This window comes from Legionella beliardensis (assembly GCF_900452395.1).
Classification (GTDB): Bacteria; Pseudomonadota; Gammaproteobacteria; order Legionellales; family Legionellaceae; genus Legionella_C; species Legionella_C beliardensis.
Genome location: NZ_UGNV01000001.1, coordinates 2,934,226 through 2,951,636 on the forward strand (window position 1 = coordinate 2,934,226; position 17,411 = coordinate 2,951,636).

Consider the following 17,411-nt stretch of genomic DNA (forward strand, 5'->3'; position numbering starts at 1 on the left):
GTATAAAACGTATTAGTTTATACGGGATTTAAAAATAAGTGGGATGTCAGGCAACTAGATCTAATACCTGATAGCCAACTACAGCCGTTGCCGCTAAGGCACCTGTTATCTTAAGTAGCGTAGATACAAAGCTGCTGTATAAAGGATGATAAGTTTGATCATTGGCTGCTTTTGACCCTGTAATCGCTGGTTTAGCGTCTTCTTGAGCGTTACCCTCACCTATACTTAAGCTAAAGAGCGGCTCTTCCCCGTAAAAACCAGCCCACCAGCCTTCTTGCCATTGCTCATGTGCAGCTGTGCCCTGAGGATACGGGTTTTCTGTTTCCGAAATTTCAGCAGTAGCACATTCATAGCCATAAGCATAGCATTCTTCTAAATCAGGATGATCAATATTAAAACGCAGCTTTATGTGTGGCAACAAAGAATTAATAGTTTCCATGTCAATACCCTCTAAGCGTTTAATTTTGTAAGCAATTAATTTATAAGTAAAATTTAGAACTTAGTGTTTAACTACTTACTTCTAAGTTCTATTTTACGCCTATTCTATTACAAGATTAGCTACAGATAATAACTTTACTAATTTTTCACAATTGCGGTAACTTAAAGACTTTAAGGGGCTAAACGTTGATGCAGCCACTCATTACTACTATCTTTATAATATTGTAGTCGATCATGCAACCTCTTATCACGTCCTTGCCAAAATTCTATTTCATTAGGAATTAAACAATAGCCACCCCAATAGTCAGGCCGCGTAACTTGCTGTTGTTGCTGATAGAGAGATTCGATACGCTTAAAACTTGCCTCAAGGGTCTGCCTGTCTTGAACAGGGCGGCTTTGTGGTGAAGCAATAGCACTTAACTGACTTTCTAATGGCCTAGTCACAAAATAAGCATCTGACTGTGTAGCTGTTGTCTTTTCTACAGCACCACGTATGCGAATTTGGCGAGCCATTTGTGGCCAATAAAAATTAAGAGCGGCATAGGGCATGTATTTTAGCTGCCGCGCTTTATTACTTTCATAATTGGTAAAGAAAATAAACGCACCATTTTCTATTCCTTTTAACAAAACTACCCTTGAATCAGGGTGCCCTTGTGTATCTACTGTAGACAGAACCATAGCAGTAGGATCGCTTTTTTCTACCTTAAGTATTTCCTCAAACCAACTTTTAAATAATATAAAGGGGTCTTGCTCTATGGAATTATCATCTAGATTTAAATTCCCATATTCTCTACGAATACCAGCTATTGTCGGCCAATCAGTCATGTCTTGAACAAGTAAAAAAATAGGCTTTCAGTATAAAGCGAAAGCTAAATGTGGAACAAGCAAATTTATAGTTATTTAGCATACCTTTAAGTCATGTAAAAATGATGAAATTACCTTACTAGCTCGTTTTTTTATAAAACTTAATTTTTTACAGCGGAAAAATGACTTGTATCGAGCTAGCGTATCGATTACACTCTTTCAACTATCAATTTGCTCTTTTTTAAAACAGGACAACCTGAGCTAGATGAAGCAAACGCAATTTGATTAACTAAAGGATATATAAGAAGGATATGCCCAAAGAATATTCTAAGTAATGAATAGGGTGCAACTTAAATTACAAGTAATTGATACAGACTTTAAGAGCTTATGCCATTTAATAATTAGAATTTAGGCCTGCCAATGCTAACTTATTATCTTCAGGTAATTGAATCATTTAAAGAACATCAGCTTTCTATTCTTCTTCGTGACATACGAGAAAAAGTGATAGGTTTCCTTGAAAGTGACTATTTCGACGTCGAAGCAAAAAAACTTTTTGAAGATATAGCCGGTTGCCGATTTTTTTTAATGTCACCGGTGCTTAAAATACCTGACTTTGATGCGTCTACTAAGGCAGCTTACGTCTTAACTACCGATAATAAGCTGTATTATTTTAATAGAGCGCTTGCAGAACCTTTCACCCAGATTAACCTCTCTGCAGAAAGTTATGATGCACTAATAAAAGAGCTTGCTGTATCGCCGCTAATTGAGGGACAAGTTTGTAAAAAAATTACGAATTACCTGACCAAAGCACAATTAGATACCATTAGTAAGCACTCTGGGCACGAGCATATCGCTAACTGTCGCCTTTTCTTCACATCATCTACACCAAAAGCAACTGATTTTGATGAGAATACAAAGAAAGCTTACATTTTAACACCAGATAATAAACTTTATTATTTTAATCGTGCACTGCAAATACCACTTACTGAAATTCCTATTAGTGAGGAAGAGTGCCTAGCTTTAAAAACTAATTTTGCCATAACGCCTCTAGATGAGGGACAAACTTATAAAAAAATTAATCATGCACTAACGCTTGCCCAGTTATCTCTTATTACCAAATACTCAGGACATCAGTATAAGGAAGACGATCAAGAACTTCCCTTTACTAATTTTGAATCTCAGCCAAAACAAATTGTTCAACTTAAAGAAACGATTAATGGCTTGCATCATGGAGAATTAGCTTTTCAGGATTTAGAAGCCGTTAATTTACGCGATGGTAAAAACCGCATACAAGATATTATTACTCTTTGCTTGCATACTATCAGGGAGGGCTATCTGGCAAGTTATCGTTTAACTCATCTTGATATAAATATTCAGCAAATATTTACCCGAGAAATTGGCTTAATATTAACATTACTCGCTAAAGTTCAAAATTACGCAGCGACTTATGAGGATAAAGCGACAAAATTAGCAGAAATGGTACAGTCTTATCCTATAAGCTATACCGCAGGTAATATAGCCGGTATTGCGGTCGATCAAATGCAGCCGTATACAGGGCATATTGATTACAATTTTCTAGCTCATTTTAGCGCCATACTGCCAAGATACATTCAGCAACTCACTGAATATATTCATAAATATACAAATGAACTAACAGAGTTAGAGCCTACTTTAGATAAAGCGAAAATTAATGAGCTAGAAGAGAACGCCATTAAGCTACTCCAGGCAATTAATAATCTCCAAGACAATACGTTTCTTTTTACATTTAAAGGGATTAATTACCTTCATATTATTCAGCATGTCACGATGCTTGCTATGTCGACTCTAGAGCAAATGGGCCACATGAGTGACACCACGCAAGATGCTATCCGTGATAAATTACGCTTATTAAAGTACACCTTACTTGTTCAACTCTTTGCCCTGACCGATAAGGTTGAAGATGAGGCATTATTAGCACCGGGTACTTTGTCAGATCCTCTAATGCAAGCTGTTGTGCCGCTTTACCAAGAAATCATTAGATATGCCTCTAAGCCTGTTGATTTTTCAAAAAAAGGCCAGGAATTATTAACGATAGAAGACCCTAAATTTATTCAGTTACGTATTAAAGAAACCCAGCAAAGAATTAATGCCGCAAAAAAACAACTCTTTAAAGCGCAGGAAATTCAAGATGCATTTAATTCATTTTTCACAATTCTAGAAAGCCAGCGTGGCTTTAACCGCATTATCGATTTGCCTGACTCAGTTAAAAAAGAACTAACAGCAAATTATATTTATATTCATGCTTACTTTGAAAAAATCGACGTAGAATTACATAATGAAATTCTACGCGGCCTACAAAATAGTGCTGGAACCCATCTTGATCAATTACGCAATATTTATTTTCAAGCGCGCGGCCATACAACTGATCATATTAAAAAGTTAGTTGCCTTAAAGCCTTCCTTAATTAGTGCATTAGCAAGTGATGTAGCCACACATAAATTCCACATAGAATCTAATCAGCGATTAATTGAAAGCATTTACAAGCGTGCTGATTTAACAGTATGTCCTATTGAATTTACAGATAATCAAGTTAAAGAAGTACCGCCTGTTGCTTTCCCTGTAGAGCAAGAATCAATTTTAGCTGAGGCTATTGACGCTCTAGCACAAGAATCATCTGAACACGCTGAAGCTAGCGCCCCTTCTCCTATTGTTGCTGCGGGAGAAGCAGTAAATACTACTAGCAAACTTCCTCCTTTATTGCAGATATTAAGCTTTAATGAACCAGCAATTCTTAAGCTAAGCACAGATAAACAAGCTACCTTAGCAACTATTACTAAAGGCAGCGGCACTGTCATTACCAACCCCGACCGCCTGACCACTGAACAAACAATAAATTTATTACAATTTTATCAAGAACAACATGCAAGTATCATTACCGCTAAAAACAAATTTGCCTTATTCTTAAGCGCATTAACTGGTAGTGAGCGCTTAGTTGATAAGAAAAATAAAGAAGAACTTAGACGTTGGTATACCGAATTTCAGCCCTATTTTTTAAGGGTATTTTTAACGAGCCAGGCTATTGATATAGGTTATTTTGATGACGTCATTTGCTCTAATTTAAAAAATAAATTACCTGATGACCCATCAACAACGATTGGTGTTACCAGAAAACATTTTAATCGCCTCAATAATATGTTTAATCAAAAAATGAATGAGGCCCTTACTTTTTGTGAACAAAGAATTGAAATTTACCAAACACTGGCGAAAAGTAAATTTAAAACGGAAACTGAACAAACAGCATTAAAGCCTAATTATACGTATGGTAATCGGGCGCACCACTTAATCAAGCATACTCATTACTCCAAAGCTGTTTCTGAGTTTAGAAAAGCAGTTATTAATTTAACTGGATTATTTTCTGACCCCTTGCAAGTGCGACTGAAAGCAGCAAAATCTGGCCTACCTTTTCCCGAAATAGAAGAACCTAATGGTGCATTAGCACAGAGTCAACAAGTACTCAGTATTAAACAAATTTATAACAGCCTATATCATCTCGAACAGATTTGTGTGCAATTAGAGGCATTAAATAATAAGAGCTCGCAAAGTATCTATGTCATGCATTTGATTAGAGCTTATAGTCATATTGATGAAATCGATAAGGCTGCTAGAGATCTTTATACTAATCCTTATCTAGCGCTGCTTGCGCAAGAATTAATTGCAAAAGCCAGTAAGATACAAGAGGTATTTCTCGCCCAAACTGATGCCTATAGTGTTGATCCCACATCAGTTACACAAGTCCCAGGGCAAGTTAAGCAAAACGCTATCTGGTATGCTTTACAAACATTCTTGTTAGTACCAGCCCATATTAAAGCTTTATCAGAAAAGCGTGACTTATCTGAATATGAGTTAACTCATATTCAAACCCGTACTAAAGACATTACGATTAAAATTGAGCGCATTATTGCAAAGTCTGATTCTCACTTTAAACTTTTACTTGAAGCACCGACAATGTATGAGTTGTTCACAAAGTTAAAGCAGAATTTAGCTGAATTTACCACCATTACGCACGATGCTGTCTTAGATAATATCAGAGAAATAAACACCGTTATTTTCACTGATATTTTAATAGAAACCGATAAGTGGGAAGATCAATTAGGCTTAAAGGCTGGCCTATTATCAGGCCCTATGAAAGAAATAGTAGATGAATTTTATAGAGGGCTTGTAGAGCCTTTAGGTTTTACTTCCGATAATTATTTTGAACTAATAACCGATATTTCTCCCTTTATTAAACGTAAAGAAGCTTGCGAAAAAGTAGCAGTTACTACTCGCCAAAAGCTAACCGATAATAATTTCCAGGCTAACTGCACAGCCCTAAAAGAATTAGATACACACATAGACCACTACATTAACTTTACGACAGGATTTATACCGCCTACCTACCCATTTGTTATTGATTACACGAAAGATCATATCTTACAAGCATGCGCGAAGCTGCAACCTTTTCTTAAAGAGCAACAGAATAATAGCGCTTTAGCAACAAAGCCCGCTATTTTAAGCAAACTAAATGACTGTATTGATATAACAAATGTTGTGCAGTTAATGAAGTTACTTAATGACTATAATACTTACCAAAACTCTAGCAGCGTGGCTACCTTAGATGATACCTTAGCCGACCAAGAAAATAGGAAGTCTATCCCCCTTGAGGATGATTCCATTGAACTAGTTAATTTATCTGCTGACGTAATAAGTACTTCTAATTCTTTAAATACCAATTTAAGCGATATTAATCTAGGTCGTCAGCAAATCATTGATCACTACCACGCAATGACTGCAAGGTTATCTGACAAAAACCAACTGGCTTATGATTTTCCCAAAGAACTCAATGATGAAGAAATCCTTAACCTTAATCCTAACAATCTTTGGCAAACGATAGTTAAACAATTTACAGCAGTAAAAACTATTAGTAGCTACTATCAAGGCATTTATTCTACTTATAAAGTCACTGAAGAAACAGCTGAAAAAAAGCAACAATACATAACAGCCTTACAAGTTGAACAAACACAAATTAATGAGCAACTCAAAGATGACTTTATTCATAATGAAATTAACAAACGCGTACAAACCATCATTAATCAGCAAACTGATTTAATTAATTTAAATAGCGAATACAATAATGCTTTAGAAAAATATTTACTAGATAAAGAATTTCAAGCCGATCTCATCAAAAAAATTTATAATGAAAGTGATATTAAACTGGCAATTAAAGAAAAATTACTTGAGCGTGCGCAACAATTCAAAAAAAATAATTTAGATAAGTATGCTCGATTAGATTACGTTTTGTCAGCTATTACTGACTTTCAAATTTATTTAAGGAAATCAAGTGAGGCTTATAAAAGAGGTTATTCAATATTTGAAGATAATAAGACCATCACTAATAAACAAGCCCAAATTAATATTTTACTCGATCTGACCAAGAAAAATAGCCCCGATGATAGCGTTGAACACCGCTTTAGAAAGGTTCAAAAATATGTAGATAATGATATTTCATTTGGCATTGCAATGGTAACCTATAGAACATTCGATAAACCAAGTTTTAATTGGCTTATCAATTGTATTCTTTCACTTTTAAAAGCGTTACATCTTTATAAACCAACATCCTTAAAATGTTTTGAGCAAGTTAAAGATGCAACCGCTGCTAAACCTAAACACATGCCTCGCTATGGCTTTTTTACTGAGCCAACACGTGAAGCACGTTACGATTTACCATTTAGACTTAATTTAGATGCGCCGGATACAGATATTGAACTTGATGATATGCGCCTTCCAGCACCGCTTACCGTCTAGATATTCCTACATCCCTAAAATTGCTTGGCTGTAAAAAATGGGTAGCAAGCTATTTAAATTAAGCTATAATTTGAATTTTTTTAACTAGTCTTATAATGAAGATTTTTGTTTATATTGCCTCTATTCTTTTAGGATTTACTATGTCACAACTTGCTTTTCCACTTAACATCATTACTGTCGAGCAAGAAGCTAATAAAAAAATACTAACAAGCCAAGCTCAAGATGTGCAATTTCCCCTAGCTCAAGAAGATTTAGAGCTAGTTAAAGCAATGAAGGAAAGATTACTTGCCCTTGAAGGTGTTGGACTCGCCGCTCCCCAGGTAAATCAGGCAAAACGGATTATAGCTATTTATATTCCTGAGAATGCAGCCTTGCTACGCAAGGAAGTAAGACCCTACCCTCTACATATCCTCTTTAATCCGCACTATGAGCCTATAAACGAGCATGAAAAAATAGCTGACTTTGAAGCTTGCTACTCAGTTAGCAGTAAAGCCGGAAAGGTGCCACGTTATAAACAAATTAAGTTAACTTATTTTGATGAATCAGGTGCCCAGCATCAAACAATTGAAGAGGGATTTTATGCGCGCGTATTACAGCATGAAATTGATCACCTTAATGGTACTCTAATTATTGATAGATTAACTGCAGATTGTGTACAAGGCACGCTTGCAGAGATGATGGAGTTACGCCGCAGTGAGTTGTCGGAAGAACAAAAGAAGTTATTCGACGAATTAATGCAAAAAAAAGCGCTAAAAAAGGACAGTTGAGAAAAGTAAATTACTGCACAAATGTCATCACTTACCCTTATAAGTAAAGGATAAGTGATGCATTAATACTTTAAAGTTAAGAAGTGTAAATCTTTGCGCCTGATTCTATTTCACAATTAAATGAAAAACTGTCTGCTACTGGCGTGTAGTTAACTGCATCTAACGCTTGAGTTGTTAAATTAACATAATTTTTATTAGTGATTGTATATCTTACAAATTCATAAATAGGCTTACCAGGGGCCTGTGGGTTATTTAACGTAAAATGGGTTAATGAGGTAGCCATGTAATCAGCAACTACAGCTATGGCATTAGGGGTAAAAACACCAACAATCATTGATTGCGTTAAATCTTTATTAGGCGTTGAACATTTTGAAAAGTCGATAGCTATGTGTATAGTCTTGCCAGTAATTACCGCCGCTTTGATTTCATCAAAATTATGTAATTCATCAGCAAAGCTATTTGCTGCGCTTAGTAATGCCGCAACTAAAATTAGTTTTTTCATAAATAGTCAATCCTTGGTTAAAAACACAACAATTAATGCATGCATTTGCCTGGAGTAAATGTAGCCTGGGTGCAGGCCTAAAGGCCTGCACCCAGGTTTCACACTGCATTTCGCCAGGCTATTTTACTTACAATTGAAGTAAAAACCTTCTTGCAAGTGAACAAAGTAAATTAATCTTACCAACCAGTTACTTCACCAATAGCATCACCCAACTCAGCAGGCGATCTTACAGTCACAACACCAGCTGCTTCAAGTGCTGCAAATTTCTCTGCCGCAGTCCCCTTGCCACCAGAAATAATTGCGCCCGCATGACCCATTCTTTTACCTGGAGGTGCAGTAACGCCTGCAATATAGGAAACGACTGGTTTAGTGACGTGTGATTTAATAAATTCTGCTGCTTCTTCCTCGGCAGAGCCGCCAATTTCACCAACCATAATAATCGCTTCGGTTTGTGGGTCTTTTTCGAATAAAGCTAATGCATCGATAAAACTTGTACCAGGAATAGGATCTCCACCAATACCAATACAAGTACTCTGGCCAAACCCTTTATCGGTTGTTTGTTTTACCGCTTCATAAGTTAGCGTTCCAGAACGGGAAACAATACCGACCTTACCTGGCAAATGAATGGAGCCTGGCATAATACCTATTTTACATTCACCAGGTGTAATAATTCCGGGACAATTAGGCCCAATTAGTCGTGAATGCGTATTATTTTCTAGATAAACTTTAACTTGTAGCATATCTAATACGGGCACGCCTTCGGTAATACAAACAATTAATTTTATACCCGCATCTGCAGCTTCTAAGATTGAATCTTTACAAAACGCAGCTGGAACATAAATAACTGATGCATCTGCACCAGTTTCCTCAACGGCTTCCCGCACTGTATTAAACACAGGTAAACCTAGGTGCTGTTGCCCGCCCTTACCAGGTGTAACCCCACCTACCATTTTGGTACCGTATTCTATCGCTTGTTCAGAATGAAATGTCCCTTGTTTACCTGTAAAGCCCTGACAAATTACTTTTGTATCTTTATTTACTAAAACACTCATTGCTTGCCTCAATTATTTAATAGGTTTGAACCTTTAGAACACTTGTTTAGTTACTGCTTGGCAACTGCTGCCACTATTTTGTTCGCTGCATCAGTTAAACTATTAGCAGCAATGACGTTTAAATCACTTTTATTTAGGATATCAGCCCCAAGTGCTGCATTATTACCTTCTAAACGCACAACCACTGGAATTTTTACATCGACTTCTTTTACCGCAGCAAGTATACCTTCAGCAATAAGATCACACCGGACAATCCCACCAAAAATGTTGACTAATATTCCTTTTACTTTTTCATCAGAGACAATAATTTTAAATGCTTCAGTAACACGCTCTTTAGTAGCACCGCCACCAACATCTAAGAAGTTTGCAGGTTCACCACCATGTAACTTGATGACATCCATAGTAGCCATAGCAAGACCTGCGCCATTTACCATGCAACCGATTTCCCCGTCTAAAGGAATATAATTTAATTCCCAATCAGTAGCCCTGTTTTCACGCTCATCCTCTTGCGAAGGATCACGCATATTTTTTAATTTAGGCTGTCTGTATAAAGCATTACTATCAACATTTATCTTGCCATCTAAGCAAATAAGCTGACCTGTCTTAGTGACCACAAGTGGATTAATTTCTAACAAACTTAAGTCACATTCCACAAACATTTTGCCAAGGCCTATCATTAACTGCGTAAATTGTTTAATTTGATCATTATCCAAACCAAGCTTAAACCCTAAGTCACGACATTGATAAGGCATTACACCAACTAAAGGATCAACTATAACCTTAAAAATCTTTTCAGGTGTTTCATGAGCTACTTTTTCAATCTCAACACCGCCTTCAGTAGACGCCATAATAACAACCCGCTGGCTCGCTCTATCGACTACAGCGCTTAAATACAATTCGCGGTCTATATCGCATGTTTCTTCAATTAAAACCGCATTAATTGGTTGACCTTTTGCATCTGTTTGGTAGGTTACTAAGCGATTGCCCAATAATGATTTAACATAAGCTGCTAACTCATCTTTAGTAGCTACTAGCTTTACGCCACCAGCTTTACCTCGACCACCCGCGTGAACTTGCGCTTTAGCTACCCATTTTGGCGTTGATAAGAGAGAGGCCGCTTGAATTGCATCTTCAACATTATAAGCAACATGACCGTTAGGTGTAGGTAAACCATAACTGGCAAACAATTGCTTCGCTTGATATTCATGTAAATTCATTATTACTACCCTAGTGTTTCTATCTGACTTAAATTAAGTGGCCGAATTTTAACATGGATTTAAGGATACGGACATAGGTGTCTAAAGCTAGCACTTAGTTAGCAATGATTGGGTAAAAACCAAGACATGCCTATGTTTGATCAAACATAGGCATATCGTTTTTATTAAACATCCAGCAATAAACGAGTAGGATCTTCTAACAACTCTTTGACATTGACAAGAAACTGAACTGATTCTCTACCATCTATTAAACGATGATCGTAAGATAAAGCGATATACATCATGGGGCGAATTACAATTTCGCCTTTTTCAACAATAGGCCTGTCTTCGATTTTATGCATACCTAAAATACCAGTCTGCGGCGGATTAATGATAGGGGTTGCTAATAAAGAACCAAAAACGCCACCATTAGTAATGGTAAACGTCCCACCTTGCATTTCTTCCATCGCTAATTTACCTTGGCGCGCTCGAGTTGCTGTATCAATGATGACTTGCTCAATCTCTGCCATGGATAATTGATCAGCATTTCTTATCACTGGTACCACAAGGCCTCTTTCGGTAGAAACAGCAACCCCAATGTCATAATAACCGTGATAAACAATATCTTGACCATCTATCGATGCATTAACGGCAGGAAAACGCTTTAATGCTTCAACGACCGCTTTAGTAAAGAAAGACATGAACCCTAAACGAACACCATGCTTTTTCTCAAAGGAATCTTTATATTGAGCACGTAAATCCATAACCGCTTTAAGATTAACTTCATTAAACGTAGTTAACATAGCAGCATTGTGCTGTGCCTGAACTAAGCGCTCGGCAATTTTAGCGCGTAATCTGGTCATAGGAACGCGACGTTCTTCACGATCACCCGCAGTTGTGCTTTGTTCTCTGGCAACATTAGTGCTTTTAGCAGCTGCTTGAGCCTTAGGTTGAGATGTTGGTTCAGATTTAGATTTTTCGCGATTGGCAGCAATAAATGCCTCCACATCTTCTTTAGTTAGTCGTCCATCTTTGCTAGAACTTGGTACCTCTGCTGCCTGTAAATTATTTTCAGATAAAAGTCTACGTACCGCAGGGCCGGCAACTTTTTCATCCGAACTAGATTGCTCTTCTGTTTTTTGCGTATCCGCGCTAGGAGTAGGTTGTGCTTTTGCATCAGCGCTTGCACCTTCCTCAATACGCGCTAGAAGCTCGCCTGATGTAACAGTATCCCCTTCTTTAAACAGAATTTCCTTAAGAACGCCATCTGCTGGAGCAGGAACTTCCAAGACAACTTTATCCGTTTCTAAATCAAGAAGATTTTCATCTCGGCTCACTTTATCGCCAATTTTTTTATGCCATGTGGCAATGGTTGCATCAGCAACCGACTCTGGCAAATTAGGTACTTTAACTTCAATAGACATGGTTAGACCTTTTTCGATTATATAGTTTAGACAGTTAATCTGCTAATGCTTGGTTTACTAACTCTTGCTGCTGCTCAGCATGTAAAACTGGACTACCAACTGCAGGAGCTGCCGCAAAACCTCGGCCAGCATAACGCAAATGCTGATCAATTTGTAAACAATCTTTAATATTATGTTGTGATGCAAACCACACACCTTGATTTTGTGGCTCTTCCTGACACCAAACAATATCTTTTGCCAAAGAGTACTTGGCTAATATATTAACCAATGACTTTTTAGGAAATGGATATAATTGTTCTATACGCACAATAGCAACATGGTTTAATTGATCATCACGGCGTTTTTGTAAAAGATCATAATATACTTTTCCACAGCATAATACGACTCTTGTCACTTTCATTGGATCTATATCATCAATTTCAGGGATAACATTGTGGAATTTACCCTGTGTCAGATCGATTACTGGCGAAACCGCTAACTTATGACGAAGTAAACTTTTTGGTGTCATCACAATTAAAGGCTTACGGAATTTACGTAAAACCTGTCGGCGCAGCATATGAAAAATTTGAGCAGGCGTTGTTGGTGTACACACTTGAATGTTATGTTGAGCGCATAATTGCATATAACGTTCTAAACGTGCAGACGAATGCTCTGGCCCCTGCCCTTCATAACCATGAGGTAGAAACATAACTAAGCCGCATAAACGCCCCCATTTCTGCTCGCCTGAACTGATAAACTGATCGACAACAACTTGCGCACCATTAGCAAAATCACCAAATTGCGCTTCCCAAATTACTAAGGAATTTGGCGCAGACGCAGCATAACCATATTCAAATGCAAGAACTGCTTCTTCTGATAAAACAGAATCGATGACAACAAAGTGCGTATCTGAGTTATTAACCGTTCTTTCTAAAGGAATATTCACTTCACCGGTCTGAATATCATGTAAAACGGCATGACGATGCGCAAAAGTTCCCCGACCTGAATCTTGTCCTGATAATCTAACACAATAACCTTCGTGTAAAAGGCTAGCATAAGCCATGGTTTCCGCATAACCCCAGTTCATTTGCACATCACCAGTTGTCATTTTTTCCCGCTCATTCAGTAATTTCTTAACTACAGGGTGTACTTCAAAACCTTTGGGTAAATTATGTAGTATTTGAGAGAGTTGATTTAATGTCTCTTCACTAATGGTTGTGTCTACTTTATCTGTCCATTTAGCATGGAGATAAGGTGACCAATCAATTGATATTTTGCCTTCGTAATTGTCATGAACAGTATTAACAACAGGCTGTCCCTTATCTAAGGTATTGCGATAGTTTTCGATGAGCTCATCAACTTTTTCTTTCGTAATTAAACCATCTTTAATCAAATGCTCAGCATACGTTTCTCGCAATGGGCGCATACTTTTAATCTTCTTATACATTGTAGGCTGTGTAATAGAAGGCTCATCTGCTTCATTATGACCATGACGTCGGTAACAAACTAAATCAATGACCACATCCCGTTTAAATTTCATACGAAAATCAAATGCGATTTGAGTTGCAAACACAACTGCCTCTGGATCATCACCATTAACGTGTATAACAGGAGCCTGAACCATTTTAGCAACATCAGTACAATAAAGGGTTGAGCGTGCATCTAAGGGATTACTGGTTGTAAAACCAATTTGGTTGTTGATGACGATGTGGACAGTTCCTCCAGTTGAGTAGCCGCGAGCCTGGGAGAAGTTAAATGTTTCCATGACCACACCCTGACCTGCAAAAGCAGCGTCCCCATGGATAACCACGGGAACCACCGTATTTTTCTGTGCTAAGTCATCACGGCGCTCAAGGCGTATCCTTGCAGAGCCCTCAACCACAGGACCTATAATTTCTAAGTGAGAAGGATTAAAAGCTAGGGCTAAATGCACAATATCGCCACTTTCTGTACGAATATCCGAAGAAAAGCCCAAGTGGTATTTTACATCGCCTGTTCTTTCTGAAACAATTTTGCCTTCAAATTCTTGGAAAAGTTGGTCAGGTGCTTTCCCTAAAACATTAACTAAAACATTTAAGCGGCCCCGATGCGCCATGCCAATAATAATTTCTTTTACTTGTTGTTGGCCACCTTGACGAATAATTTCTTTCATCATGGGAATAAAAGCATCTCCGCCTTCTAATGAAAAGCGCTTTTGTCCTACATAGCGAGTACCTAAATAACGCTCTAAACCATCTGCAGCAATTAAATCATTAAGTATTTCTTTTTTCTTTGCTGTATCAAAATTAGGCCGACCTCGGGCAGTTTCTAACTTTTGCTGCAACCATTGGGTTTCTTCTACATTGGAAATATGCATGTATTCGATACCTATGCTGCCACAATAAGTATCTCTTAATGCCTCTAAAATCTCTTTAAGCGACATATCCTTTGCTTGAAAATAATTTCCAGCAAAAAAATGATGATTTAAATCGTCCTGGGATAAGTTATGATAACTTAACTCAAGGCTTGGGACTTGTACCCGCTCAGTCATACCAAGTGGGTCAAGTTTAGCGACATGGTGCCCATAAGAACGATAGGCATTAATTAAATGAGCAACTTGAAACTGCTTGCTATCTGCAGAAGGCGCACTTACTTGATTAACAACTCTTTTATTTGCATTTTCTAAAAAATAATTGCGTATATCACGATGTGAAATTTCTTTTTTTATTGAGTCTACTTTAGGTAGCGCTTCAAAAGCTAAGCGCCAATCAGTAGGGACAGAATTAGGATCTGCTAAAAAGTCTTCATACAAAGCATCGACATAGGCCATATTGCCGCCTGACAAATAAGAAGAAGCCCATTGTTTTTGCAGATTACTACTCATATTTTTCTCCCAAGGGGTTTGCTGGACATGGCAGCAAACCAGAAAAATTATATTAGGTTTCCTGATTCAACATCTGCAGGCGAATATTACTAATCGCTTGCGCCGGATTGAGTCCCTTCGGGCAAACATTTGCACAATTCATAATTGTACGACAACGAAATACACTGAATGGATCTTTTAATTTATCCAACCGATGTATAGTAGCAGTATCACGGCTATCTGCTAAAAAGCGACGAGCTTGTAAAAGTCCAGCGGGACCAACGAATTTATCTGGATTCCACCAATAGGAGGGACAAGAGCTGGTACAACAAGCGCATAAGATACACTCATATAAACCATCCAGTAACGAACGCTCTGCAGGTGATTGGAGCCGTTCACGTGCTGGCGCCACACCATCATTTTGCAAGTAAGGCTCAATCCGTTCATATTGTTGATAGAATTGCGTCATATCAACAACCAAATCGCGAATGACAGGAAAACCAGGTAAAGGCCTGATCACTATCTTATCGGTGTTAAGTTGGGAGAGCGAAGTAATACAAGCCAGCCCATTGGTACCATTAATATTCATACCGTCAGAGCCACAAACACCTTCTCGGCAAGAGCGCCTATAGGCTAAAGTAACATCTTGCTCTGCTTTAATTTTTTCAAGCAAAGTCAATAGCATTGGATCACTTTTTGCTGGAATTTCTATCACATAATCCTGCATGTAAGGTTTTTCATTGCCTTCAGCTTCAGGGTTATAACGATAAATGGATAAGGTCAATTTTCTATTATCAGCCATAACATATCCTCTTAATAGACGCGTTCTTTGGGCGCCAATGGCTCGACATATCTAGGTGTTGTGTTAACAGGTCGATAATCAACCTGCTCACCCTCTTCAAAATAAAGCGTGTGCTTTATCCAGTTAGCGTCATCTCGCTTAGGGAAATCTTCCCGACTGTGAGCACCTCGGCTTTCTGTGCGAGCAAGTGCTGAGTGGGCCGTAGCATAAGCTGTAGCCATTAAATTATCTAATTCTAAAGCAGCAATACGTTCAGTATTAAAAATTTGGCTTTTGTCACTTAGTTTAGCATGCTTTAGACGTTCACGAAGCGATTGTAATCGATGCAAGCCTTCTTCCATCACTTTTCCAGTACGGAAAACGCCAAAATCTTCTTGCATCACACGCTGCATGGCATCTCGAATTTCAGCAGGACTCTCACCATCGGTTGAGCTTTCCCAACGAAGATACCGAGCTAGTGCTGGCATCAAATCATCATCAGAGACATAAGCCATCTCAGGAAGCTCATTGGCAAGCCATAATTCTTCAACATGAAGACCTGCAGCTCGCCCAAATACAACTAAATCTAAGAGAGAGTTACCGCCTAAACGATTAGCACCATGCACTGAGACACAAGCACATTCACCTACAGCATATAACCCTTCCACAATTTGATCGTCACCATTTTGGTGCGTTAATACTTGCCCATGTATATTAGTAGGAATACCGCCCATACTATAATGACAAGTAGGAACTACGGGTATTGGTTCAACAATGGGATCAACGCCCGCAAACTTTAAAGACAATTCGCGAATACCAGGTAGCCGCGACATAATTAAATCAGCCCCTAAATGATCAAGCTTTAATTTCACGTGATCAACGCCTGTAGGATCAAATCCTCTACCAGCACGAATTTCTAACGCCATCGAACGAGCAACAACGTCTCGCGATGCTAAATCTTTTACGCGAGGCGCATAACGCTCCATAAAACGCTCGCCATCCTTGTTAATCAGGTAACCACCTTCCCCACGGCAACCTTCAGTAACGAGCGTTCCTGCCCCAGCTATGCCTGTAGGGTGAAACTGCCACATTTCCATGTCTTGGAGTGGAATGCCTGCGCGCAATGCCATGCCGAAACCATCGCCTGTATTAATATAAGCATTCGTGGTAGATTGATAAATACGGCCAGCACCACCTGTTGCTAAAATACATACGCGAGTCTGATAAAAAACAATTTCGCCCGTTTCAATCGATAAAGCAGTCACACCAGCAATACGCCCATGCGCATCTTTTACGAAATCAAGCGCATACCATTCACTAAAAACATGCGTTTTTGCTTTTAAGTTTTGTTGATATAACGTATGTAATAAAGCATGTCCCGTTCTATCTGCAGCAGCACAGGTTCGTGCAGCTTGCTCGCCACCAAAATTCTTTGACTGACCACCAAACTGGCGTTGATAGATTCTACCATCATCCATGCGTGAAAAAGGCAATCCCATATGCTCTAATTCATAAACCGCTTCAGGACCCGTTTTACATAAATATTCAATACAATCCTGATCGCCAATGTAGTCTGCACCTTTTACGGTATCATACATATGCCAACGCCAGTCATCTGGGTGAGCATTTCCTAATGCAGATGTAATACCACCTTGTGCAGAAACGGTGTGCGAACGTGTCGGAAAAACTTTAGACAATAGCGCGACTTTTAAACCGGAATTTGCAAGCTGCAATGCAGCACGCATACCTGCGCCACCTGCCCCAATAATCACAGCATCAAATTTATTCCTTGCAATTGGCATACTC

Annotated in this window: 11 protein-coding genes; 2 read left to right on the plus strand and 9 right to left on the minus strand. The window is 38.4% G+C overall.

Translation table 11 applies throughout. From position 1 onward, the window contains the following. Window positions 1-46: 46 nt before the first annotated feature. The gene (locus DYE47_RS12950; protein WP_115303759.1) at window positions 47-439 is read right to left on the minus strand and encodes a transmission trait enhancer LetE; all 393 of its coding nucleotides are present in this window, start codon (window positions 437-439) and stop codon (window positions 47-49) included. A 170-nt stretch (window positions 440-609) separates the two neighbouring features. Beyond that, entirely contained in the window at window positions 610-1,263 is a 654-nt protein-coding gene (gene pdxH, locus DYE47_RS12955) for a pyridoxamine 5'-phosphate oxidase (RefSeq protein ID WP_115303760.1), read from the minus strand. Between the two features lie 399 nt (window positions 1,264-1,662). Here pdxH and DYE47_RS12960 point away from each other — a divergent pair, with 399 nt between their 5' ends. Then, the gene (locus DYE47_RS12960; protein WP_115303761.1) at window positions 1,663-7,062 is read left to right on the plus strand and encodes a hypothetical protein; all 5,400 of its coding nucleotides are present in this window, start codon (window positions 1,663-1,665) and stop codon (window positions 7,060-7,062) included. A gap of 140 nt (window positions 7,063-7,202) precedes the next feature. Beyond that, window positions 7,203-7,829, plus strand: a complete 627-nt coding sequence (locus DYE47_RS12965; protein ID WP_242604233.1) for a peptide deformylase — start codon at window positions 7,203-7,205, stop codon at window positions 7,827-7,829. Window positions 7,830-7,905: 76 nt separating this feature from the next. On the opposite strand, the gene DYE47_RS12970 is transcribed toward DYE47_RS12965, so the two are convergent. The 7 genes from DYE47_RS12970 to sdhA all read right to left on the minus strand — a co-directional run bounded on the left by DYE47_RS12970 (window position 7,906) and on the right by sdhA (window position 17,407). After that, window positions 7,906-8,331 (minus strand): VirK family protein, encoded by a 426-nt coding sequence (locus DYE47_RS12970; RefSeq protein WP_115303763.1) that lies wholly within the window; start codon window positions 8,329-8,331, stop codon window positions 7,906-7,908. 176 nt (window positions 8,332-8,507) lie between these two features. Further along, the gene (sucD, locus tag DYE47_RS12975; protein ID WP_115303764.1) at window positions 8,508-9,383 is read right to left on the minus strand and encodes a succinate--CoA ligase subunit alpha; all 876 of its coding nucleotides are present in this window, start codon (window positions 9,381-9,383) and stop codon (window positions 8,508-8,510) included. Between the two features lie 50 nt (window positions 9,384-9,433). Then, window positions 9,434-10,600, minus strand: coding sequence for an ADP-forming succinate--CoA ligase subunit beta (sucC, locus tag DYE47_RS12980; protein WP_115303765.1), 1,167 nt, complete (start codon window positions 10,598-10,600; stop codon window positions 9,434-9,436). A 164-nt stretch (window positions 10,601-10,764) separates the two neighbouring features. Further along, complete coding sequence (gene odhB, locus DYE47_RS12985; RefSeq protein ID WP_115303766.1) at window positions 10,765-12,003, minus strand: 2-oxoglutarate dehydrogenase complex dihydrolipoyllysine-residue succinyltransferase; 1,239 nt, start codon at window positions 12,001-12,003, stop codon at window positions 10,765-10,767. A 34-nt stretch (window positions 12,004-12,037) separates the two neighbouring features. Next, a complete protein-coding gene (locus DYE47_RS12990; RefSeq protein WP_115303767.1) occupies window positions 12,038-14,845 on the minus strand; it encodes a 2-oxoglutarate dehydrogenase E1 component in 2,808 nt (935 codons plus the stop codon). A gap of 52 nt (window positions 14,846-14,897) precedes the next feature. Next, window positions 14,898-15,626 carry a succinate dehydrogenase iron-sulfur subunit gene (locus DYE47_RS12995; protein WP_115303768.1) on the minus strand — a complete coding sequence of 243 codons (729 nt, stop codon included), beginning with the start codon at window positions 15,624-15,626 and terminating at the stop codon, window positions 14,898-14,900. Window positions 15,627-15,637: 11 nt separating this feature from the next. Beyond that, complete coding sequence (sdhA, locus tag DYE47_RS13000; protein WP_115304094.1) at window positions 15,638-17,407, minus strand: succinate dehydrogenase flavoprotein subunit; 1,770 nt, start codon at window positions 17,405-17,407, stop codon at window positions 15,638-15,640. Window positions 17,408-17,411: the final 4 nt, after the last annotated feature.

Coding starts and splice junctions, on each gene's coding strand:
- odhB (WP_115303766.1), bottom strand. CDS start 12,003: ATGTCTATTGAAGTTAAAGTACCTAATTTGCCAGAGTCGGTTGCTGAT.
- sucD (WP_115303764.1), bottom strand. CDS start 9,383: ATGAGTGTTTTAGTAAATAAAGATACAAAAGTAATTTGTCAGGGCTTT.
- DYE47_RS12970 (WP_115303763.1), bottom strand. CDS start 8,331: ATGAAAAAACTAATTTTAGTTGCGGCATTACTAAGCGCAGCAAATAGC.
- sdhA (WP_115304094.1), bottom strand. CDS start 17,407: ATGCCAATTGCAAGGAATAAATTTGATGCTGTGATTATTGGGGCAGGT.
- DYE47_RS12990 (WP_115303767.1), bottom strand. CDS start 14,845: ATGAGTAGTAATCTGCAAAAACAATGGGCTTCTTCTTATTTGTCAGGC.
- DYE47_RS12995 (WP_115303768.1), bottom strand. CDS start 15,626: ATGGCTGATAATAGAAAATTGACCTTATCCATTTATCGTTATAACCCT.
- sucC (WP_115303765.1), bottom strand. CDS start 10,600: ATGAATTTACATGAATATCAAGCGAAGCAATTGTTTGCCAGTTATGGT.
- DYE47_RS12950 (WP_115303759.1), bottom strand. CDS start 439: ATGGAAACTATTAATTCTTTGTTGCCACACATAAAGCTGCGTTTTAAT.
- pdxH (WP_115303760.1), bottom strand. CDS start 1,263: ATGACTGATTGGCCGACAATAGCTGGTATTCGTAGAGAATATGGGAAT.
- DYE47_RS12960 (WP_115303761.1), top strand. CDS start 1,663: ATGCTAACTTATTATCTTCAGGTAATTGAATCATTTAAAGAACATCAG.
- DYE47_RS12965 (WP_242604233.1), top strand. CDS start 7,203: ATGTCACAACTTGCTTTTCCACTTAACATCATTACTGTCGAGCAAGAA.